This is a genomic window from Variovorax sp. Varisp85 (assembly GCF_047304045.1).
Classification (GTDB): domain Bacteria; phylum Pseudomonadota; class Gammaproteobacteria; order Burkholderiales; family Burkholderiaceae_C; genus Variovorax.
Window position 1 is genome coordinate 1 of sequence record NZ_JBGLYN010000052.1, and the last position, 21007, is coordinate 21007.

Sequence of the window (21007 nt, forward strand, 5' to 3'; positions counted from 1 at the left end):
CCCCCCCCCCCCCCCCCCCCCCCCCCCCCCCCCCCCCCCCCCCCCCCCCCCCCCCCCCCCCCCCCCCCCCCCCCCCGGGCGTGGCTGGATATGTCAGTGGTGCGCCCAGGCGCACCGATGAAGTGCTAGGGCAGGCGGCCTTCTGCGCGCAGCCGCGCGCCGATGCGCCGGATCTCGGCCTCGCCCTGGTCGAGCGCCGCCTTGCTGGTATGCACCGAGTAGTGGCCCATCACCAGCTCGTGCGGATGCTTCACGGCCGAGCCCAGCACGAAGGCCGTATCGCCACGGGCCACGAAGTCGATGGCCTCGCCGGACTCTTCGAGGACCGCGAGTTCGCCAGCGCCGATCGGGCCGCCCGTGTCGTCGCCCGCTTCGAGCCCGCCGGCGTTGACCGCGACCCAGCCCACCGTATGGCCCGCGGGCGGCGTGTAGCGCCAACGCTCGCCGTCCTTCAGCTCCACGGCCAGGTAGTTCATCGACGCCGGCGCGGCAATCGCGCTCTGCGCCGCGCCGTAGCGCCCGAGCAGCACGCGCGCCGGGCCTTCCTTCGGCACCTGCGAGGGCGCGAGGTACATGCTCTGCGCCGGTGCGTTCTCTTCCGAGGCCGGCAGCGCCACCCACAGCTGGAAGCCGCGCACGCGCTCCACGCCCGGCGCGGGTGCGCCGGTGTGCCATACGCCGTTGCCGGCGCGCATCCACTCGACGCCGCCGCCGAGCAGCGTGCCTCGCTCGCCGGTCGTGTCCTCGTAGAGCGTGTCGCCCTCCATCAGCCAGGTCAACGTGGCGATGCCCGAGTGCGGGTGCAGGCCGAAGCCCTTGTGGCCGCCCGTGACGTCGAAGCCGAAGAGATCGAGGAACACGAAGGGCTTGAGGAATTCACCCAGGTCGCCGGGGCTCATCAGCCGCGTGATGCCGCCATGGCGCGAGCCGCGCGTGCGGTAGACGATGGCGCGGGCCCGGGTGTCGATGGTGGTGCTCATTGGAAATGCCTCTGTGTGCATGGGGTGCTCCAAAACCATATGGAAGAAAGGGGTCAGGCGACCGCGGCAGCCGGCCGGGACGCGGGCCACGTGCGCCAGGCGACGAAGCCCGACAGCAGCCCCAACACCACCGCCGGCGCGGGGTTGCCGCCGATCAGCCCCAGGTGCGTGGCCACGGCGCAGACCATGGTCGCGGCCAACAGCAGGCCGCCGAGAAAGCCGGTCGCGGGTACGAGCAGCAGCAATGCCCCGCCGACCTCGACCAGTCCGGTCAGGTAGCGGAACCACTGGCCGAAGCCGATCGCCTCGAACACCTGGACCATCTGCGGCACTCCGGCCAGCTTGGCGGCGCCCGCGGCGCCGAAAGCCAGCGCCAGAAGGATGCGGACGCCCCAGATGATGCGGCGCTGCACCGGGGTGGAGGAGGGAGAAGGAAGTGATGTGGAAGTCATGGGCACAAGGTTAGGTACGCCCCCATTGATCGACTAGACGGTACAGTCGGATTGCACTCGTCCACAGATCGAAGGAATCAGCCCTCATGCTCGACCTCAACGACATCGCCTTGTTCGTGCAGGTGGTGCGCCACGGCAGCTTCGCCGAAGCGGCCCGGCGGCAGGGCCTGCCGCCGAACACCGTGAGCCGGCGCATCCAGCAGCTCGAATCGCAGCTCGGCACGCGGCTGATGCAGCGCTCGACCCGCAAGCTGACGCTGACCAGCGCCGGGCGGGAGTTTCATGACCAGTGCGCGGGGTCGATCGACGGGCTGGTGGCGGCCGGGCAGGCGCTGGTTGCCGGAGGGCAGGAGCCCAGCGGCCTCGTGCGCGTGGCCGCGCCGGCGGATTTCTTCGATTTCTTCCCGATGGAATGGGTCTCGGACTTTCTGGCGGCGCATCCGCTGGTCAAGCTCGACTTCGTGCTCAGCGATGCGAGCGCAGACCTCATCGCAGAGCAGATCGACGTGGCCTTCCGGGGCGGCGTGCTGCGCGATTCGGGCTACATCGGCCGGCGGCTGGCAACGCGCAGCGGCGGCCTGCTGGCAAGTCCCGACTACATCGCGCGGCGCGGCGAGCCCCGGAACCTGCAGGACCTCGCGAACCACGACTGCGTGACACCGCCGCACGCTGCCAGCACCACCACCTGGCGCCTGGCGGGACCCGATGGGGTCGAGGAAGAAGTGCAGGTCACCGGGCGATTCACCGGCAATACGGCGCAGGCGCTGCGCAAGGCGGCGCTGGCCGGGCTGGGCATCGCGCAGCTGCCGCCGGCGATGGCGACGCGCGACGAACAGGAGGGACGGCTGGTGCGCGTGCTGCCGCAGTACCGGTACACCGGGCGAGGGCTCAGTGTGGTGTATCCGAGCCGCAAGCACCTGCCGCTGGCGGTGTCGGCGTTCATCGACCTGGTGATCGGCAAGCTCGACCAGATCGACGTGCTGCAGGAGCCACTGCCTCCACGGAAGGCCTGAGCGCTGGCGCCTTTTTCGTTTCCACTGAAAATGCCACCCCATGAAAATCGAAAAAGACACCGTCGTCACCATCAAGTACAAGGTCTCCGACGCCCAGGGCAAGCTCATCGAAGCCAGCCCCGAGCCCATGGCCTACCTGCATGGCGGGTACGAGAACACGCTGCCGAAGATCGAGGAAGCGCTCGATGGCAAGGAAAAGGGCTACCAGACCGTGCTGAACCTCGCGCCCGAAGACGCCTTCGGCCAGCGCGACGAAACGCTGGTGCGCAGCATTCCCAAGACCGACTTTCCGCCGGGCGTGAAGGTGGGCGGGCAGCTGCAGGGCCGGCTCGACGATGGGCGCGAGCATGTCTTCACGGTCACCAAGATCAAGGGCCCGGTCGTGCTGCTCGACGGCAACCATCCGTGGGCCGGCAAGGCACTGAAGTTCAGCCTGCAGGTGACGGACGTGCGCACGGCGCTGCCGGTGGAAATCGAGCACCGGCATGTGCATGGGGCGCACGGGCACCATCACTGAACCCGAGAGGCGCCCGGCCGTTCAGCTCTTCTTCCAGAACCGCGGCGCATCCCCGATCTTCTCCAGCGCCTTGCGGCAAGCGCTCGCGCCGGCCGCGCGCCTTGAACTGAACCAGCCCACCGCAAACCACGCACGCGCATCGCGCGCGGCGGCTTCGCGGTACAGCGCGAGCGCCACGGCCTCGTCGTTGAACTCGCCCAGCGCGTCCTGCGCGGGGCGCAGTGCTTTCAGGTAGCGCCCGGCGGCGTTGCCGTCTCCCTTCTCGAACAGCGGCGCCACGAACTCGGCGAGGTAGCGCAGGCGCTTGAGCCGCTTGCGCACGCGGTGCTGGCTTTCGGCGTCGAGCGACTCGAAGCGCTTGCCGTCGCGCCGCACCTGTTTGTGCAGATGCCGCAGGTGTTCACGCAGCAGGCGGTGGGCTGCATCGGCGTCGATCGGCGCGGATTCCGATGAGGCTTCCGCGGGCTTCGCGGCAGTAAAGCCGATCAGCGAAACGAGCACGTTCTGGAATGCCGGGGCGCGCACGACGTCGCCGGGCGAGGGGGTGTGGGCTGCCGTGTCGTCGCCGGCCAGCGGGTCGAAATCCGGCGCGCCCGCCTTGCTCAACCGGGGCTGCGCGAGCTTCACGACCTGTTCTCGGTCGCGCAATGCCCCGAGCGCGCGGAAGGCCTCGACCAGCGGCGGCTCCCAATTGGCCGCGTCGAACAGGCCCGAAGCCGTGTCGAGCTCCGCCAGTTCGCGCAGCGCCGTGCGCAGCCGGCGAATGCCGATGCGCAACTGGTGGATCTGCTCTTCGTCCGTGCTGCCCGCCGCGATCTCGCTGGCATTGGGCAGCATCTGCGCCAGGCACGACGCCACCACGGCCTGCTGAACGCTCCGCCCGTCGGGGTGCTGCGCGCCGAAGCGCGGCGCTTCGGCCTTCACCGCCTCCACGGTCTCCTGCGCCGCCAGCAAGCGCGCCCCGCGCTCCGCCTTGGACACGGTGCTGAACCACAGCCCATGCTGCTGCGACCAACGCCGTGCGAGCGACACGAGGCCCTGCACGTCGCCGCGCTTCAGCTCGAGCTCCAATTCGCACACCGGCGATTCGCGTTGCCCGGCCGTGCCCGCATGCGCGGCGACCTTGCCGACGTCGAGTGCCATTTCCACCACCGCGCCATCGGGCCCCGCAACGCGCACGTCGCGCGTGAGCCGCACGATGTCGGTCGATTGCCGTTCGACCAGCGGCGCGCCGCCGCCGTCGGCCAGCAACTTCGCGAGCCGGTCGCCCACGGGCGTGCCCTGGTGGCGCTGCGGATCGATCTGCGGCGCCGCGCCCGCCGTGCCCAGGTCGACGTTGTGCTCCAGGCGGTGCAGGGCGTTGTCGCCGGTGGCCTTCACCGTCTGCACCCAGCGCGGTCCCTCCTTGCGCAGCCGCAGCACCATGCCGTGGGCGGCCAGCCGCTGGTCGGCGGTGTCGAAATAGCGGGCCTGCAGGCGGGTGCGTACGACGGCGCCGCGCTTCAGGGCGGCTTCGACGGCTTTCAGGCGGCCGGCGGGAATGCAGAACTTGAACTCGATTTCCATGCGGCCATGATGCTCCGTCTTTTTCGCTCCCCGCAACGGCTCCGTTGTGCGCCCGATCCGCTCGATCGAAAGAAGATGTGGACGCCGTCCATTTTCTTTGATATCTTTTGTGGACGGCGTACACAAACATGCCGGCAAGCAGTTGATCCACCCCTTCATAGACACAGGAAACACCATGGCCAACAAGCAGATCTTCGTGAACCTCCCCGTCAAGAACCTGGAGAAGTCCAAGGCTTTCTTCGCCGCGCTGGGCTACACCTTCAACGAACAGTTCACCGATGCGAATGCGGCGTGCATGGTGATTCAGAAAGACAGCATCCACGCCATGCTGCTGGTCGAGGACTTCTTCAAGACCTTCACGACCAAGAGCCTCACCGACACCAGCAAGAGCACCGAAGTGCTGCTGTGCCTGTCGTGCGAGAGCCGCGCCGAAGTCGATGCCATGGTCGCCAAGGCGGTGGCCGCCGGCGGCACGGTGCCGCGCGAGCCGCAGGACTATGGCTTCATGTACGGCCACGGCTTCCAGGACATCGACGGCCACCTCTGGGAGTTGATGTACATGGACCCCAACGCCGCGGTGACGCATCAGAACCCCTGATGCCGATCGTTCCATACGCGCTCTTCACTGTTGCAGGGAAGGCGTCTACCGGAAGGCGGCGGCGGCCCGATATTCCAGGCACCGGCAAGGCATCATCGGCCGAGCCTCACCTGGAAAGGAACAACCGCATGTCCGACAACAACAACAACGAGCGCAACAGCCCCATCGTGAAGATCGCACCCCTCGGTTTCCCGTGGCAGACGATCGACCCGTTCCTGTTCTGCGTGTACCACGACGACGCCTACCCGAAGGCCAACGGCCGCATGGGCCCCGAGGCGTCGCTGGCCGGCCGCCAGATCGGCCAGGACTTCAGCCGCAAGGACGGCTGGAGCATGTACCACGGCGATACGGTGCCGGGCTTTCCCTCGCATCCGCACCGCGGCTTCGAGACCGTGACCATCGTGCGCAAGGGGCTGGTCGACCATTCCGATTCGCTGGGCGCCACCGCGCGCTTCGGCGGCGGCGACGTGCAATGGCTCACGGCCGGCAAGGGCATCGTGCATTCGGAGATGTTCCCGCTGCTCGACAACGGCGCGGCCAATCCGCTCGAGCTGTTCCAGATCTGGCTCAACCTGCCCGCGAAGAACAAGATGGCCGAGCCGCACTTCACGATGTTCTGGTCGGAGGCCATTCCGCGCTTCGCATCCGATGACGCGAAGGGCGGGCGCACCGAGGTCGCGGTGATCGCAGGCCGCCTCGGCGATGCAGCGGCCGGCCAGGAGCCGATCCACCCGCTCTCGCCGCCACCCGATTCATGGGCCGCGCAGGCCGGTGCCGACGTGGCGATCTGGACGCTGAAGATGACGCCCGGCGCGCAATGGACGCTGCCGGCCGCCACGGGCGAGGGCACGCGACGGATGCTCTATTTCTTCAAGGGTGCGATGGCGTACCTCGCCGGCCAGCGCATCGAAGGCCCGGCCGCCGTCGAGCTGCGCGCGGATGCCGCGGTCGAGCTGGTCAACGGCGACGACGAAGCCAGCGAATTCCTCGTGCTGCAGGGCCGCCCGATCGCCGAGCCGGTGGCGCAGTACGGCCCCTTCGTGATGAACACGCAGGCCGAGATCAGCCAGACCATGGCCGACTACCGCCGCACGCAGTTCGGCGGCTGGCCGTGGAACGACCCGGCGCCGGTGCACGGCCGCGAGGCTGCGCGCTTCGCGCTCCATCCGGACGGCCGCAAGGAAACCCCCGCAGGCTGACCGGGGGCGGGCAATCAGAATTTTTTCAGGGCTTCCATGCCGGGAGCGGTCATGCTCGGCACGAACTCGGTCACGTCCACCCGCGCGACACCACCCTGCACGAACGGGTCGCGCGCCAACACCGATTCGAGCCCTTCACGGTCGCCCGAGCGCGCGAGGATCACGCCGCCCGTGCGCGGCACCTGCCGCCCCGACGCCACGAACAACCCGCTTTCGTAGTGCTTCTTGAGCCAGGTCATGTGCGCGTCCATCAGCGCATCGACCTCTTCGAGGGGGCGGGTGTAGGTGAGGGTGACGATGAACATGGGCAGGACGGCAACGATGAATTCGAAGGCCCCGATCCTATGGCCTCCGCACGGTGCCGGCGCCCCCGAGGTGTGTCTTCCGCGTAACGAACTGCTCCGTACGGCGCCGGCCCATCGGCCTACTCGATCGCCACGCCGCCTTCCTTCACGAGCTTCCCGAATTTGGCGGTTTCTTCGCGGATCTGCCGCGCCATCTCTTCCTGCGTGCCGCCCAGCGGCTCGGCGCCGATGGCCTGCATGCGCTGCGCGAAGTCGGGCGATCTGATGATCTTCACCATCTCGATGTTGAGCCGCGCAACGATCTCCTTCGGCGTGGCCGCCGGCGCGAGCACGCCGAACCAGGTGCCGATGTCGAAACCCTTGAGACCCGCCTCTTCCAGCGTCGGCACGTCGGGCAGCACCGACGAGCGGCGCGCGGTGGTCACGGCCAGCGCGCGCAGCTTGCCGCCCTTGATGTGCTGCAGCACCGGCGTGATGGTGTCGAAGGACATGGCCACCTGCCCGCCGAGCAGGTCGGTGGTGAGCGGGCCGCTGCCCTTGTACGGCACGTGCAGCAGCGTGGTGCCGGTGCTGGCCTGGAACTGCGTGCCGATCAGGTGCTGCGCCGTGCCGTTGCCGTTGGAGCCATAGGCCAGCTTGCCGGGTGCGGCCTTGGCGAGCGCAACCAGCTCGGCCACGTTCTTCGCGGGCGTGCTGGCCGCGTTGATGACCAGCACGTTGGGCACCATGGCCACGACGGTGATCGGCGCCAGGTCTTTCTGGAAATCGTAGGGCAGCTTCTTGTAGACGCTGGTGGCGATGGTGTGGTGCACCGCGCCCATCAGCAGCGTGTAGCCATCGGGCTTGGCCTTGGCGACGTAATCGGCGCCGAGCGTGGCGCCCGCGCCGGGCCTGCTCTCGACCACGACAGGCTGGCCGAGGGACTGCGACAGCTTTTCGGCCAGCGCACGGGCCAACACGTCGGTGGTGCCGCCGGCCGGGAAGGGCACGACGAGGCTGAGGGGCCGCGTGGGCCAGGCAGCCGGCTGCGCGAAGGCCAGTGCGGCAGTGCCCAGGCCCAGCGCCAGGGCGCCGGCCCGCAGCACGGTGCGCCTGCCCTGGATGAAAGGGAAAGAAGAAGCGGTCATGGTCTTGTCTCTGGCTCGTTGTTGTCGTGCCCGGCTGCATCGAGGCGCGCCGCGGCCGGGGCCTGGGTTCAGGCCGGGAGGCCTTGCCGCGCACTGGCAATGTGCTCGCACACGGCACGCGTCACCTGCGCAGTGGTGGCGTTGCCGCCGAGGTCGCGCGTGTGCAGCGACCGGTTCGCGGTGACGTGCTCCACGGCCTCCATCACGCGGCGCGCGGCCTGGACTTCGCCCAGGTGCTCGAGCAGCATCACGACCGACCAGAAGGTGCCGACCGGATTGGCCAGCCCCTTGCCCATGATGTCGAAGGCCGAGCCGTGGATCGGCTCGAACATCGAGGGATAGCGCCGCTCGGGATCAATGTTGCCGGTGGGCGCAATGCCCAGGCTGCCCGCCAGCGCGGCAGCGAGGTCGCTGAGGATGTCGGCATGCAGGTTGGTCGCGACGATGGTGTCCAGCGATGCCGGCCGGTTGATCATGCGCGCGGTCGAGGCGTCGACCAGCTCCTTGTCCCAGGTGACGTCCGGGAACTCCCTGGAGATCTGCAGCGCGATCTCGTCCCACATCACCATCGCATGGCGCTGGGCGTTGCTCTTGGTGATGACGGTCAGCAGTTTGCGGGGGCGTGACTGGGCCAGCTTGAAGGCGAAGCGCATGATCCGCTCGACGCCGGCGCGGGTCATCATGCTCACGTCGGTGGCGGCTTCGATCGGGTGGCCCTGGTGCACGCGGCCGCCGACGCCGGCGTACTCGCCTTCGGAGTTCTCGCGCACGATGACCCAGTTCAGGTCGTCCGGGCCGCAGCGCTTGAGCGGGCCGTCGATGCCCGGCAGGATGCGCGTCGGGCGCACGTTGGCGTACTGGTCGAAGCCCTGGCAGATCTTCAGGCGCAGGCCCCAGAGGGTGATGTGGTCGGGAATGTGCGGGTCGCCGGCGGAGCCGAAGAGGATGGCGTCCTTCTTGCGCAGCGCGTCGAGGCCATCAGCCGGCATCATCACGCCGTGCTCGCGGAAGTAATCGCCGCCCCAGCCGAAATCCTCGAAGGTGAAATTCAGCGCGCCGTTGGAGGCTGCGGCCAGCGCCTCCATCACTTCGCGTCCGGCCGGGATCACTTCCTTGCCGATGCCGTCGCCGGGAATGGTGGCAATGCTGTAGCTGCTCATCGATGTCCTTCATGGAATGCTGCTGGGGAGCTGCCACTTTAGGAGCGGGTGCACCCAACGATTCGCGCTCGAAGTCAATCCATCGTTAACCTGCATTCAACAATCGGACAGACACATGGCGAGACCGCGCGGCCAGCGGGAAGAACATGCAGGCGATGCCAGGAACGAGGCCGTGGTGTTGTCGCGGACCGGACCTGCACGGCGGCACCGTTTCTCTTAGATTCGACCGTCGCATCTTTTACCCACTGGAGACTCTTTCAATGATTCACGTCGTCGCCGTCATCACCGCCAAGCCCGGCCAGCGCGCCAGACTGCTCGAAGCCTTCGCCGGGAACCGCGCGGCCGTGCTGGCCGAAGCGGGCTGCATCGAATACGCCGCCACGGTCGATGCGCAAGGCATTCCGACGTCCAAGGCCAGCTTCGGCTCCGACACCTTTGTCGTCGTCGAGAAGTGGGAAACGCTGGCGCACCTGCAGGCCCATGCCGTGGCCCCGCACATGAAAGCCCACGGCGAGAAGACCAAGGAATTCGTCGACAGCAAGCTGATCCACGTGCTCGAACCTGCCTGAGGCCGCAGGCGCAAGCCAGCGCCTGCGCAAGACCTACCGTGCGGAGACTGCCTTCGATTCGAGCCACGCGAACATCGTCGCCGTGCCGGCGGGGCAGGCCGCGTATCCGCGCCTCGGGCAACGGCACGGCGGAGTTCGGCGAGTTCAAGGGCGACTTCGGGCTGGCGGCGCGAAGGGCTGCGACGCGGCTGACGTCGCAATTGAGCAGCGAGGTTCGCAGGAACGAGAAACTGCGTTGAACGCACCATGAAAAAACGCGCCCCCAGGCGCGTTCTTCATTGAAGCCTCGAAGCCTTACTTCGAAACAACCTTCACCATCTCCAGGCACTTGTTCGAGTAGCCCCACTCGTTGTCGTACCAGCTCACGAGCTTCACGAAGGTGCCGTCGAGCGCAATGCCGGCTTCGGCGTCGAAGATCGAGGTGCGCGGGTCACCGCGGAAGTCGGTGGCCACCACCTTGTCTTCCGTGTAGCCCAGCACGCCCTTGAGCGCGCCTTCGCTCTGTGCCTTCATTTCGGCGCAGATTTCCTTGTACGTGGCTTCCTTCACCAGCTCCACGGTCAGGTCGACCACCGACACGTCGGAGGTCGGCACGCGGAAGCTCATGCCCGTGAGCTTCTTGTTGAGCTCGGGGATCACCACGCCCACGGCCTTGGCGGCGCCAGTGCTCGAGGGAATGATGTTTTCCAGGATGCCGCGGCCGCCGCGCCAGTCCTTGTTGCTCGGGCCGTCCACGGTCTTCTGCGTGGCGGTGGCGGCGTGCACGGTGGTCATCAGGCCGCGCTTGATGCCCCACTTGTCGTTCAGCACCTTGGCCAGCGGAGCCAGGCAGTTGGTGGTGCAGCTGGCGTTGCTGATGATGGCTTCGCCGGCGTACTTCTTGTCGTTCACGCCGTAGACGAACATCGGGGTGTCGTCCTTCGACGGCGCCGACAGAATGACCTTCTTGGCGCCCGCGTCGATGTGCTTCTGCGCCGTTTCCTTCGTGAGGAACAGGCCGGTCGATTCGAGCACGATGTCGGCGCCGACCTCGTTCCACTTGAGCTGCGACGGATCGCGCTCTTGCGTGAGGCGGATCTTCTTGCCGTTGACGATCAGCGTGTTGCCTTCAACCGTGACTTCGCCCTTGAAGCGGCCATGCACCGAGTCGTACTGGAGCATGTAGGCCAGGTAGTCCGGCTCGAGCAGGTCGTTGATGGCAACGATCTCGATGTCGTTCTTGAAGTTCTGCACCGCTGCGCGCAGCACGTTGCGACCGATGCGGCCGAAGCCGTTGATACCGAGTTTGATAGCCATCTGACTTGCTCCTAAAGGTTGAAAAATCGTGATCGGACGGGAAAGCGGGCTGTGCGACGTCAGTCGCGCAGCGCCGCTTCCACGGTGGCGGCAACGTTCTCCGCCGTGAAACCGAAGTGCTTGAACAGCGCGGGCGCCGGTGCCGACTCGCCGTACGTGTCGATGCCGACGACGGCCGCGCAGCCGTACTTCCACCAGCCGCCGGTGCAGCCCATCTCGACGGCGATGCGCGGAATCTTCTTCGGCAGCACGCTCTTCTTGTAGGCCACGTCCTGGCGGTCGAAGGTGGTGGTCGAGGGCATCGACACCACGCGCACGGCGATCTTCTTCTCGGCCAGCAGCTTCTGCGCTGCCAGTGCGAGCGGCACCTCGGAGCCGGTGGCGATGATGACGGCGGCCGTCTTCTTGCTCTTGAGGCCGACGACTTCGGGCTCGGACAGCACGTAGGCGCCGCGGCTGATGTCGCCGAGCTCGCTCTTCGGTGCGTAGGCGATGTTCTGGCGGCTCAGCAGCAGCGCGGTCGGGCGCGACTGGTTCTGCAGCGCCACGGCCCAGGCCACGGCCGTTTCGGCCGTGTCGCCCGGACGCCAGACGTCGAGGTTCGGAATCAGGCGCAGCGACGCGGCGTGCTCGATCGACTGGTGCGTCGGGCCGTCTTCGCCGAGGCCGATGGAGTCGTGCGTGAACACGTGGATCACGCGGCGCTTCATCAGCGCGGCCATGCGGATGGCGTTGCGGCTGTAGTCGCTGAAGGTGAGGAAGGTGCCGCCGTAGGGGATGTAGCCGCCGTGCAGCGCCACGCCGTTCATGATGGCGGCCATGCCGAACTCGCGCACGCCGTAGTTGATGTGGCGGCCGATCTCGCCGTGCGGCGGCTCGACGGCAGCGCCTTGTGCGGCTTCGTCTTCGGCGCCCTGGAGCACCACCGGCGCGGGGGGCGCGTTCAGCACGACTGCGCCGGTCTTGGCGTCGAAGCGCAGCGCGGCGGTGCTCTTGGTGTTGGTGAGGTTCGAGCCGGTCAGGTCGGCACTGCCGCCGAGCATTTCGGGCAGCGCAGCGGTGAAGGCTTCCAGCGCGAGCTGGCTGGCCTTGCGGCTGGCGACGGTCTCGCCCCTGGTGTGGGCGGCGACCACGGTGTCGAACGCGACCTGGTGGAAGTCCTTGGGCAGCTCGCCCTTCATGCGGCGGGTGAACTCGGCGGCCAGCTCGGGATACGCGGCGGCATAGGCGGCGAACTTGTCGTTCCAGGCGGCTTCAGTCTTCGCGCCTTCGGCCTTGTGGTCCCAGTCGGCGTACACCTCGGCCGGGACTTCGAAGGGCGGGTAGTGCCAGTCGATCGCGTCGCGGGTGAGCTTGATTTCTTCGGCGCCCAGCGCCTCGCCGTGCGCCTTGGCGGTGCCGGCGCGGTTCGGGCTGCCCTTGCCGATGGTCGTCTTGCAGATGATCAGCGTGGGCTTCGATTCTTCCTTCTTGGCCTTGGCGATGGCCTTGGACACGTCCTTGGCGTCGTTGCCGTCGATCGGACCGATGACGTTCCAGCCGTAAGCCTTGAAGCGCTCTTCGGTGTTGTCGATGAACCAGGGCTTGACCTGGCCGTCGATGCTGATGCCGTTGTCGTCGTACAGCGCGATCAGCTTGTTCAGGTGCCAGGCGCCAGCGAGGGCGCAGGCTTCGTGGCTGATGCCTTCCATCATGCAACCGTCGCCCAGGAAGGCGTAGGTGTGGTGGTCGACGACGTTGTGGCTATTGCGGTTGAACTCGGCAGCGAGCAGCTTCTCGGCCAGCGCGAAGCCCACGGCGTTGGTGATGCCCTGGCCCAACGGGCCGGTGGTGGTTTCAACGCCCGGCGTCACGTCGACTTCGGGGTGGCCGGCGGTCTTGCTGTGCAGCTGGCGGAAGTGCTTGATTTCCTCCATCGGCAGGTCGTAGCCCGTGAGGTGCAGCACCGAGTACAGCAGCATCGATGCATGGCCATTCGACAGCACGAAGCGGTCGCGGTCGAACCAGTGCGGGTTGGCGGGGTTGTAGCGCAGGTGTTCGCCCCAGAGTGCGACGGCCATGTCGGCCATGCCCATCGGTGCGCCCGGATGTCCGGAATTTGCTTGTTGGACGGCATCCATGGCCAGAGCGCGGATTGCGTTGGCCATCAGGGCGTGGTTTGCCATTTGCGGTGGACTTTCGGGGGAAAAGGGTGGGAGGAGATAGGGGGAACCCGCGATTTTACCGGGCGAGCCCGGACACCCGCCGATACAGGGCAAACGCCCGCCCGATGCTCTCTTGTGCAGCGGCCGGACTGCTAGAGTTGCGCCCCATGCACGGGCTGCACCTCACCGCCGACCTTCACGACTGCCAATGCGGCCTTCAATGGCTGACCGACCAGGAGGCCCTGGGCGCCGTTTGCCTCAAGGCGGTGGACGCCGCCGGGCTGCAGGCGGTGGGCAGGCTGGTCCATGGTTTTCCGGCCACGCCGCAGGGCCCGGGCGGGGTCACGGCCACGGTGCTGCTGGCCGAATCGCATCTGTGCATCCACACCTGGCCCGAGCAGCGCGGCGTGACGCTCGACGTGTACGTCTGCAATTTCAGCGGCGACCACTCGGCCAAGGCGCATGCGCTGATGGAATGCCTGGTGGCGCTGTTCCAGCCCCTCCACAGCGAACGCAACGAGCTGCAGCGCGGGCGGAAATGACACTCGCCCCCAGGCTCCGCGCACTTCGTGCCGCTTCTCCCACCCCCTACCGGGGGCGACACCAGAGGCCCGGCAAAGCCGGCTCCTCGGTGTTTCCCGAAAGAATCAGCCGATGACGAACGCAGCTTCGATTTCCGTGCGGGCCATGATCCTGGCCGCGGGGCGCGGCGAACGCATGCGGCCGCTGACCGACATCACTCCCAAGCCCCTGCTCGAAGTGCGCGGCAAGCCGCTGATGCAGTGGCCGATGGAAGCGCTGGCCGCGGGCGGGTTCACCGAGCTGGTGGTCAACACGGACTGGCTGGGCACGCAGATCTCCGAGCGGTTCGGCGCCAAGCCCTTGTTGCAGGGGCCATCGGCACTGTCGATTTCATATTCCGACGAGGGCCGCGACTTCGGCGGCGCGCTGGAGACGGCCGGCGGCATCGTGCGTGCGCTGCCTTTGCTCGGCGAGGTGTTCTGGGTCGCGGCCGGCGACGTGTTCGCGCCGGACTTCGCCTTCACGCAAGACTCGGTCGACCGCTTCGTCGCCAGCGGCAAGCTCGCGCACCTGTGGCTGGTGCCGAACCCCGCGCACAACCCCAAGGGCGATTTCGGCTTGTCCGCCGGGGGCCTCGCGCTCAACACGGCCGACCGGAAGTTCACCTTCTCGACCATCGGCCTGTACCGCGCCGAGCTCTTCGCGCCACCGTACTGCGACATCCCGAGCGGAAACCCGGCCGGCCGCAAAGCCCCGCTGGCACCGATCCTGCGCGCCGCGATGGACAATGAACTCGTGAGCGCCGAGCTCTACACCGGCCCCTGGACCGATGTGGGCACCCCCGAACGACTCGCCCAACTGAACACGCCAAGCAGATGACTTCAGCAGCCACCACCACGATCTACGCCGAGCGCCGCGCGCGCCTCGCCTCGCAGCTGGGCAAGGACGGCATCGCGATCATCCCGACCGCGCCCGAACGCCCGCGCAACCGCGACACCGATTTCCTCTACCGCCACGACAGCTACTTCTATTACCTGACCGGCTTCACAGAGCCCAATGCCTGGCTGGTGCTGGCGGGCGATGGCCGCGCCACGCTGTTCTGCGCGCCGAAGGACCTGGAGCGCGAGATCTGGGACGGCTACCGCCTCGGCCCCGACGCGGCACCCGCGGCACTCGGTGTCGACGAAGCCTTCTCGGTCGCCGACCTCGATGCCAGGCTGCCGAAGCTGCTCGAGAACCGCTCGACCGTGTGGTTCCCATTCGCCATCCACAAGGGCCTCGAGACCCGCATCGACGGCTGGCTGCAGTCGGTTCGCGCCCGCGTGCGCTACGGCGCGCTGTGCCCCGAGGAACAGCGCGACCTGTGCGGCCCGCTCGACGAGATGCGCCTGATCAAGGACGCGCACGAGCAGGACATCATGCGCCGCGCCGCGCAGATCAGCGCCCGCGGCCACGTGCGCGCGATGCAGCTCTCGGCCCGCATGCTGCGCGAGGGCAAGGACGCGCGCGAGTACCACCTCGACGCCGAGCTGCTGCACGAATTCCGCCTTGGCGGCTCGCAGTACCCGGCCTACTACTCCATCGTCGCGGCCGGCGCCAACGCCTGCGTGCTGCACTACCGCGCCGATGCGGCACCGCTGCGCAAGGGCGAGCTGGTGCTGATCGACGCCGGCTGCGAACTCGACGGCTATGCGAGCGACATCACCCGCACCTTCCCGGCCGACGGCAAGTTCACCGGCCCGCAGCGCGCGCTGTACGACCTCGTGCTGGCCAGCCAGGACGCCGCGGCCGCCGTCACCAAGGCCGGCAACCGCTTCACCGATCCGCACGACGCCGCGGTGAAGGTGCTGGCGCAGGGCATGCTCGACTTCGGCCTGCTCGACGCCAACAAGGTGGGCGGCGTGGACGACGTGATCGACTCGCGCGCCTACTTCCAGTTCTACATGCACCGCACAGGCCACTGGCTCGGCATGGACGTGCACGATTGCGGCAGCTACGTCGAGCCCACGCAGATTGGCGAGGTGAGCGAGCGCAAGGATCCGCTGTCGAACGAGGTCATCAAGAACCGCCCGAGCCGCATCCTGCATCCGGGCATGGTGCTGACGCTGGAGCCCGGCATCTACGTGCGGCCCGCCGACGGCGTACCGGAGCAGTTCCACGGCATCGGCATCCGCATCGAGGACGACGCGATCGTCACGGCCACCGGCTGCGAGCTCATCTCGCGCGGCGTGCCCGTGAAGGCGGACGAGATCGAGGCGCTGATGCGGGCCTGACGGCCCGCGGGCCGAGCGGCCCGGGCTGTGGCATCGCCATGGCCTGGGCCTGAAGCCAGTCGCAAAACAGTCGCGCCGCCTCGTCCCGGGTGCCGTTGCGCCTGGCGACATAGCGGTAGCCGCTGGCATGAAAGCCCAAGGGCGCGGTCAATCGTCCCGCCCGCACGTCGTCCATCACGAGATGCCAGGGCGCGATGCAGATGCCCAGGCCGCCGATCGCAGCCTCCAGCGTGAAGTAGTAGTGCTCGAACTCCGTGCCGGGCAAAACTCGCACCGCGCTGCCGACCGATGCGCTCCACATCGACCAGGCATTGCGCCGCGTGCGCGTCTGCAGGATCTCCCGATTCTCGAGATCGGCCGGCTCGCCGAGCCGCAACCGGTCGGCCAGGCCGGGAGCCAGCACGGGGCCGAGCAGTTCGTCGAACAGGAACACATCGGCAGGCGCCGCCTCCTCGTCTTCGTCCTGCACCACCGAGATCGCGACGTCGCTGCGCGACACCGGCGTTGCCGCACTCTGGTCCGTGGCCTTGAGCCGCACGCCGATGTCCGGCTGGCTCGCATGAAAATCGTAGAGCCGCGGAATGAGCCAGCGCATCGTGAAGGTGCTGAGGCAGGAGACGTCCAATGTCGTGTGCTGCCGCTCAAGCATGGCATCCACCACCTGTTCGATCTGCATGAAGGCCGCCGACAGGGTCGGCTGCAAGTACTTGCCGGCAACGGTCAGCACGGGCCGGTTCTTCGGCCCTTCGAACAACACGACGCCGAGCGCATCCTCGAGTTGCCGCACCTGCCGGCTGATCGCACCAGGCGTGACATGCAACTCGTCGGCGGCCAGGGTCATGCGGCCCAGACGGCCGGCCGCTTCGAAGGCGCGCAGCGCGTTCATGTGGCGAAGATGCTGTTTCATGGTGAAGTGACTTTATTGCACATAGCACCGGCAAATTCATCGGTTCGTTTTTTGCTTTGCGGCGCCTACAAACGGCGCATGACCTGTCCGGAATCGTCCGGCGGCATGCATCGCTTTTGCTGGAGTCCGTCACCATGCCTTTCATTCGCACCGCCGTCCCTGAAGACACGCCTCCCGCCCAATGCCAGGCCATCGTGCGAGGCATCCACGACGCACTGGTCGGCAGTATCGGGATGCCGGAGGACGAGCTGTTCAACCTGGTGAACCCGTACAGGGCCGACCATTTCTTTTTCGATCGCAGGTTCAATGGCGTGGCACGTTCCGATCGCGTGATCGTGGTCGAGATCACCATGCGCCGGGGGCGCAGCGATGCGATGAAACGGACACTTTATGGCCAGATCGCGCACAACCTGGAACACCAGGCTGGCATCGCACCAGCCGACGTTTTCATCTTCACTCACGAAAATGATTACTCGGACTGGTCGGTCGGCAACGGCCAGTTCGCGATGACCTTGGTGCAGCAGCGCGGCACGGACACCTGAAAGACAGCAAGGCGGTGCCGATGCCCTCGCGGCAGGCGCCGCTTACTTCGCCTGCAGCAACGCGCCCGCTTCCAGCAGCACCAGCTCGTTGTCGTCCGCCTTGTTCGGCTCGCGGCTGCTCGAGAACGGCAGGTTGTTGTCGTTGCCGACCACGATGTGCGTGGCGTCCACCACGTCGACGTTCTCGATGGTGAAGAAGGGAAACTTCAGCACGCCGTCGTTCAGCGGCTTGCGTGCGAGCTTGTCGGGGTCGGCGATGTTCAGCAGGTCGATGTAGCCGATCTTGCGCACCGGGCCACCCGCGTTCGCGTCGTTCAGCTCGACCTTGTAGACGCGCTTGAACTTCGCGATGTCGTGGAAGCAGTCGGTGCGCTTCTGGCCTTCGGGGCAAGCCTTGTCGCTCGTGCCTTCGCCGTTGTCTCGTTCGATGATCAAGCCGGTGGTTGCGTCGATCATGTTGAAGTCGCCGATGGCGTTGCCATTGGCTTCGAGCACGTATTTCCAGTGGCGGCCCGTCCACTTCTCGGCGGCCACATCGAACTCCAGCACGCGCAGCGCTTCCTTGCCGTCGACGCGTTCGTAGTCCTTGGCCTCGGCGTTCCACACCGGGCCTTCGAGCAGCGCGTAGAGCTTGCTTGCGTCCTTCGACGAGGCCATGCCCTCGAAGCCCTTGGAGCGCTTGATCTGGAAATCGACCGCGCCGCCGGGCATGCCTGGCGTGGTCACTGCGGGGTGATCGGGCGAGCGCACGGCCTTGCCGTCGACCAGCGTGTCGTGCACGGCGAGCACCTTGCCCTTGAGGTCGGCCTTGATCAGGAAGGGTCCGAACTCCTCGCCGATCCACAGCGCGCCGCCGGCGAACTGGAAGCTCTCGGGGTCGAAGTCGGCGCCCGTCAGGTAGCGCTGCTTGGTGCCTTCGTGGACGATGCGGAAGGGCACCTTCTTGTCCGGGTCATGCAGGAAGATGGTGTTCAGGCGGTTGAACTTGCCGCTCTTGAAGTCCACCTTGTAGTGGTTCAGGTAGAGCATGAAGTCGGGCGAGTTGGCCTTGGTACCGGCACCGTTGTCGGTGAGGATCCAGAAGCTGCCGTCGTCCATCTTCTTGATGCCCGAGTGGCCCTGCAGCGGCTGGCCTTTGAAGGGCAGCGACACGCCGGTGCCGCGGCCGGCCGACAGGCCTTCGACCGAGCCGATCGCCTCGACGCGCTTGCCGGTCGTGAACTTGCCGCTGGCCTGCAGGTCGGCCGGCGCGTCCTTGGGCGCAGCGACGAAGCTCTGCGCGGGCAGGACGGCGTGGCCGGCGAGCGTGGAGGGGAAGGCGGTCTGGGCCGTCGCGCCGCCGCACGCGAGTGCAGCGGCAAGAGCGATGAAAGACAGGGAGGCGATGCGCGTCATGGAAAGGAAGGCGTTCGAGTTCAAAACGCGTGACCATGCCGAGGCGGCATGACGCGGCCATGACATCCTTTCAAGGAGCGACGTCCACCGTCACTTCGCGCGACTCCGCGCGGCCCTGGTCGTCGACCGCGCGCAGCACATAGCGCCGCCCCGATACGGAGAGATCGGGCATCCAGGTGATGCCTTCGCCGGGCGCGGCGCGGCCGATGAGCGCGTCGTCGGCAAACCAGTAGATGGCCTGCGTGCCCGCGGCAGCCTCGGCGCGCAGCACCAGCGGCTCGGGCTTTTTCACGCGCAGCGTGTGGCGCACGCCGCGCAAGGGCGACGTGATGAGCGGCGCGCTTTCCGGCGCATCGCCATCCTTCTCGCAGCCGTCCGCCGGCGCGCTCGCGCGTGGCAGTCCGGCCTGGCGGAACAGGCGGCGCATGTCGCTGCCCCATTGCTCCACCACCTGCTGGCGCGCATTGGGCTGCGGGCCGCAGACCACCTTGCCGGTCGTTTCGTCGACCCACACTGCGCGGTGCAGGTTGCTGACCTGGATCGGCGACTTGCCGGCGATGAACCATGTCATGGTGCGCACCGGGCACATCGCATCGGGCAGGCCGCCCGTCGCGGCGCAGACCTCGATCTGGCGCAGGTCCGCCGGCTGGCGCGATGCGATTTCGCCCGGGTCGAGCCGCTCGGCGCGCAGCGCATCGACCATGCGCAGGAACAGCGGCGCGGCGGCGTCGACGCCCACCAGCGCGGGATTGCTGGTGCCGTCGAAATTGCCGACCCACACCACCAGCACGTGACGGCCGAACACGCCGGCCGTCCACGCGTCGCGAAAGCCCCAGGACGTGCCCGTCTTCCACGCGATGGCCGGGCGTGCGGGCAGCGTGGTGTCGGGGCGCGGCGTGTGGCGCAGCATGTCGAGCGTGATGAACGACGCTTCCTCGCTCAGCAAGCGCAGCGGCTGCACGGGCCGCTCGCCGGGCGCGGGCTGCGTGTAGCGGATCGGCTGCGAGATGCCGCCGTTGGCCAGCGTCGCATACATGCCAGCCAGCTCCTCGGGCGTGACCTCGCCGCCGCCGAGCACCAGCGCGAGGCCGTAGTGCGATTCGCCCTGCAGCTTCTGCACGCCGGCCAGGCGCATGAAGTCGTAGAGCCCCGGCTTCGAGAGCTTCGCTGCCACGGCCACCGCGGGCACGTTGCGGCTGCGGATCAGTGCCTCCTGCGCGGGCAGCGGCCCGGCGAAGCGGTGGTCGAAGTTCTCAGGCGTGTAGGGGCCGAAGGAGGTGGGCGCGTCCTTCAGCATGGTCTTCGGATGCAACAGCCCCTGGTCGAGCGCCAGCGCGTAGATGAAGGGTTTGAGGGTGGAGCCCGGCGAGCGCTTGGCCAGAACGCCGTTGACTTGCCCCGAGATGGCGTCGTTGCGGAAGTCGGCCGAGCCGATCATCGCGCGCACCTGCATCGTCGACGCATCGAGCAGCAGCGCGCTCGCGTTGTTCATGCCCACGTCGGCATGCGCGCGCAGGTACTGGCCCATCACGCGTTCGAGCGTGGCCTGCATGCGCAGGTCGATGGTGGTGCGCACTTCCTGCACGCCACGCTCCTGCGCGAGCAGCATGTCGGTGGCGTGCGGTGCCAGAAAAGGCAGGCTGCCGCGCGACTGTGCCGAGAGCGCGAGCTGCGCGTCGGGCGCGTGCTGCTTCGCCGCCGGATCGCGCTCGGCCCACAGCGCCCACAGGCGTTCGCGCGCCGATTGCAGCTCGGCGTTGCGGCCGCGCTCGGCGATGCGCTTGACGGGGTTCTGCGGAATCACCGCGAGCGTCAGCGCCTCGGGCAGGCTGAGCTTGGCGGCGTCCTTGCGGAAGTAGATGAGGCTCGCCGCCTGCACGCCTTCGATGTTGCCGCCATAGGGGGCGGTGTTGAGGTAGGCCTCGAGGATGTCGTGCTTGCTGAAGCGCGCCTCCAGCCACAGCGCGGCGAAGATCTGCGCGACCTTGCCGGTGGGCGTGCGGCTGTCGATACCGTACACGCGGCGCGCGAGCTGCATGGTGAGCGTGGAGCCGCCCTGGCGGCGCTCGCCGCTGGCGATGCGCCACGCGCTTCGCGCCAGCGCGGCAGGGTTGACGCCGGGGTGCGTGTAGAAGCGCCGGTCTTCGTACAGCAGCACCGCATCGACCAGCGTGGGCGAGATGCGCTCCAGCGGCACCCAGAGCCGGTACTGTTCGTCGGCCGCGAGCGTGAGCCGCATCAGCTCGCCGCCTTGCGCATAGACGGCGCGCGAGCTGCCGACGGTTTCGCTCAGCGGGGCGTGGGGCCACAGGCGAAGAAGGACAAGCAGCACGACGAAGACCGCAAGGGCGATGACGGCCTTCCTCCCTCTCCCGCTTGCGGGAGAGGGCTGGGGTGAGGGCATCGGCGATGGATCGAGCGCGGAGGTCATAGGAAGCGCCG

At 67.7% G+C, this 21007-nt stretch carries 20 protein-coding genes; 9 read left to right on the top strand and 11 right to left on the bottom strand.

Translation table 11 applies throughout. The annotated features are described in order from the left end of the window. Window positions 1–125: 125 nt before the first annotated feature. A complete protein-coding gene (locus tag ACCC97_RS19665; RefSeq protein ID WP_413334524.1) occupies window positions 126–980 on the bottom strand; it encodes a pirin family protein in 855 nt (284 codons plus the stop codon). A gap of 53 nt (window positions 981–1033) precedes the next feature. Next, window positions 1034–1432, bottom strand: a complete 399-nt coding sequence (locus tag ACCC97_RS19670) for a DoxX family protein (RefSeq protein ID WP_413334526.1) — start codon at window positions 1430–1432, stop codon at window positions 1034–1036. An 86-nt stretch (window positions 1433–1518) separates the two neighbouring features. Between ACCC97_RS19670 and ACCC97_RS19675 the strand changes: the two genes are divergently transcribed. Both ACCC97_RS19675 and ACCC97_RS19680 read left to right on the top strand, forming a co-directional pair. Then, the gene (locus ACCC97_RS19675) at window positions 1519–2445 is read left to right on the top strand and encodes a LysR family transcriptional regulator (RefSeq protein ID WP_413334528.1); all 927 of its coding nucleotides are present in this window, start codon (window positions 1519–1521) and stop codon (window positions 2443–2445) included. Window positions 2446–2485: 40 nt separating this feature from the next. Further along, window positions 2486–2962, top strand: coding sequence for an FKBP-type peptidyl-prolyl cis-trans isomerase (locus ACCC97_RS19680; RefSeq protein WP_007828578.1), 477 nt, complete (start codon window positions 2486–2488; stop codon window positions 2960–2962). A 21-nt stretch (window positions 2963–2983) separates the two neighbouring features. On the opposite strand, the gene ACCC97_RS19685 is transcribed toward ACCC97_RS19680, so the two are convergent. Continuing rightward, complete coding sequence (locus ACCC97_RS19685; RefSeq protein ID WP_413334530.1) at window positions 2984–4528, bottom strand: CHAD domain-containing protein; 1545 nt, start codon at window positions 4526–4528, stop codon at window positions 2984–2986. A 175-nt stretch (window positions 4529–4703) separates the two neighbouring features. Here ACCC97_RS19685 and ACCC97_RS19690 point away from each other — a divergent pair, with 175 nt between their 5' ends. Together ACCC97_RS19690 and ACCC97_RS19695 are read left to right on the top strand one after the other, a co-directional pair. Continuing rightward, on the top strand, window positions 4704–5126 hold the full coding sequence (locus ACCC97_RS19690; protein ID WP_007828571.1) for a VOC family protein: 423 nt from the start codon (window positions 4704–4706) through the stop codon (window positions 5124–5126). Between the two features lie 128 nt (window positions 5127–5254). Further along, window positions 5255–6325 (top strand): pirin family protein, encoded by a 1071-nt coding sequence (locus tag ACCC97_RS19695; RefSeq protein WP_413334532.1) that lies wholly within the window; start codon window positions 5255–5257, stop codon window positions 6323–6325. Window positions 6326–6339: 14 nt separating this feature from the next. Here ACCC97_RS19695 and ACCC97_RS19700 read toward each other — a convergent pair whose 3' ends face one another. From ACCC97_RS19700 to ACCC97_RS19710, 3 genes are all read right to left on the bottom strand, one after another. After that, a complete protein-coding gene (locus tag ACCC97_RS19700) occupies window positions 6340–6630 on the bottom strand; it encodes a YciI family protein (RefSeq protein WP_007828567.1) in 291 nt (96 codons plus the stop codon). Between the two features lie 119 nt (window positions 6631–6749). Further along, entirely contained in the window at window positions 6750–7757 is a 1008-nt protein-coding gene (locus tag ACCC97_RS19705) for a Bug family tripartite tricarboxylate transporter substrate binding protein (protein WP_413334534.1), read from the bottom strand. Between the two features lie 68 nt (window positions 7758–7825). Next, complete coding sequence (locus ACCC97_RS19710; protein ID WP_007828563.1) at window positions 7826–8917, bottom strand: tartrate dehydrogenase; 1092 nt, start codon at window positions 8915–8917, stop codon at window positions 7826–7828. A gap of 260 nt (window positions 8918–9177) precedes the next feature. Between ACCC97_RS19710 and ACCC97_RS19715 the strand changes: the two genes are divergently transcribed. Further along, a complete protein-coding gene (locus ACCC97_RS19715; RefSeq protein WP_007828561.1) occupies window positions 9178–9486 on the top strand; it encodes a putative quinol monooxygenase in 309 nt (102 codons plus the stop codon). A gap of 294 nt (window positions 9487–9780) precedes the next feature. Here the strand turns inward: ACCC97_RS19715 and gap are convergent, their stop codons facing one another. Together gap and ACCC97_RS19725 are read right to left on the bottom strand one after the other, a co-directional pair. After that, the gene (gene gap, locus ACCC97_RS19720; protein WP_007828559.1) at window positions 9781–10782 is read right to left on the bottom strand and encodes a type I glyceraldehyde-3-phosphate dehydrogenase; all 1002 of its coding nucleotides are present in this window, start codon (window positions 10780–10782) and stop codon (window positions 9781–9783) included. 59 nt (window positions 10783–10841) lie between these two features. Next, window positions 10842–12947: a transketolase family protein gene (locus ACCC97_RS19725; RefSeq protein ID WP_413334537.1), complete on the bottom strand. Its 2106-nt coding sequence runs from the start codon at window positions 12945–12947 to the stop codon at window positions 10842–10844. A 146-nt stretch (window positions 12948–13093) separates the two neighbouring features. On the opposite strand from ACCC97_RS19725, the gene speD reads away from it, so the two are divergent. The 3 genes from speD (at window position 13094) to ACCC97_RS19740 (ending at window position 15721) form a co-directional block, all read left to right on the top strand. Then, window positions 13094–13468 carry an adenosylmethionine decarboxylase gene (gene speD / locus ACCC97_RS19730; RefSeq protein WP_007828556.1) on the top strand — a complete coding sequence of 125 codons (375 nt, stop codon included), beginning with the start codon at window positions 13094–13096 and terminating at the stop codon, window positions 13466–13468. A 145-nt stretch (window positions 13469–13613) separates the two neighbouring features. Next, on the top strand, window positions 13614–14327 hold the full coding sequence (locus ACCC97_RS19735; RefSeq protein ID WP_413334554.1) for a nucleotidyltransferase family protein: 714 nt from the start codon (window positions 13614–13616) through the stop codon (window positions 14325–14327). After that, complete coding sequence (locus ACCC97_RS19740) at window positions 14324–15721, top strand: aminopeptidase P N-terminal domain-containing protein (RefSeq protein WP_413334539.1); 1398 nt, start codon at window positions 14324–14326, stop codon at window positions 15719–15721. The genes ACCC97_RS19735 and ACCC97_RS19740 overlap by 4 nt, the downstream gene beginning before the upstream one ends. On the opposite strand, the gene ACCC97_RS19745 is transcribed toward ACCC97_RS19740, so the two are convergent. Then, entirely contained in the window at window positions 15663–16628 is a 966-nt protein-coding gene (locus ACCC97_RS19745) for a LysR substrate-binding domain-containing protein (protein ID WP_413334541.1), read from the bottom strand. The two genes, ACCC97_RS19740 and ACCC97_RS19745, sit on opposite strands and share 59 nt — an antisense overlap. A 134-nt stretch (window positions 16629–16762) precedes the next feature. Between ACCC97_RS19745 and ACCC97_RS19750 the strand changes: the two genes are divergently transcribed. Next, a complete protein-coding gene (locus tag ACCC97_RS19750) occupies window positions 16763–17170 on the top strand; it encodes a tautomerase family protein (protein WP_007828549.1) in 408 nt (135 codons plus the stop codon). 42 nt (window positions 17171–17212) lie between these two features. On the opposite strand, the gene ACCC97_RS19755 is transcribed toward ACCC97_RS19750, so the two are convergent. After that, window positions 17213–18565, bottom strand: coding sequence for an esterase-like activity of phytase family protein (locus tag ACCC97_RS19755; protein ID WP_007828548.1), 1353 nt, complete (start codon window positions 18563–18565; stop codon window positions 17213–17215). 70 nt (window positions 18566–18635) lie between these two features. Next, the gene (pbpC, locus tag ACCC97_RS19760; RefSeq protein ID WP_413334543.1) at window positions 18636–20969 is read right to left on the bottom strand and encodes a penicillin-binding protein 1C; all 2334 of its coding nucleotides are present in this window, start codon (window positions 20967–20969) and stop codon (window positions 18636–18638) included. Between the last annotated feature and the right edge of the window lie 38 nt (window positions 20970–21007).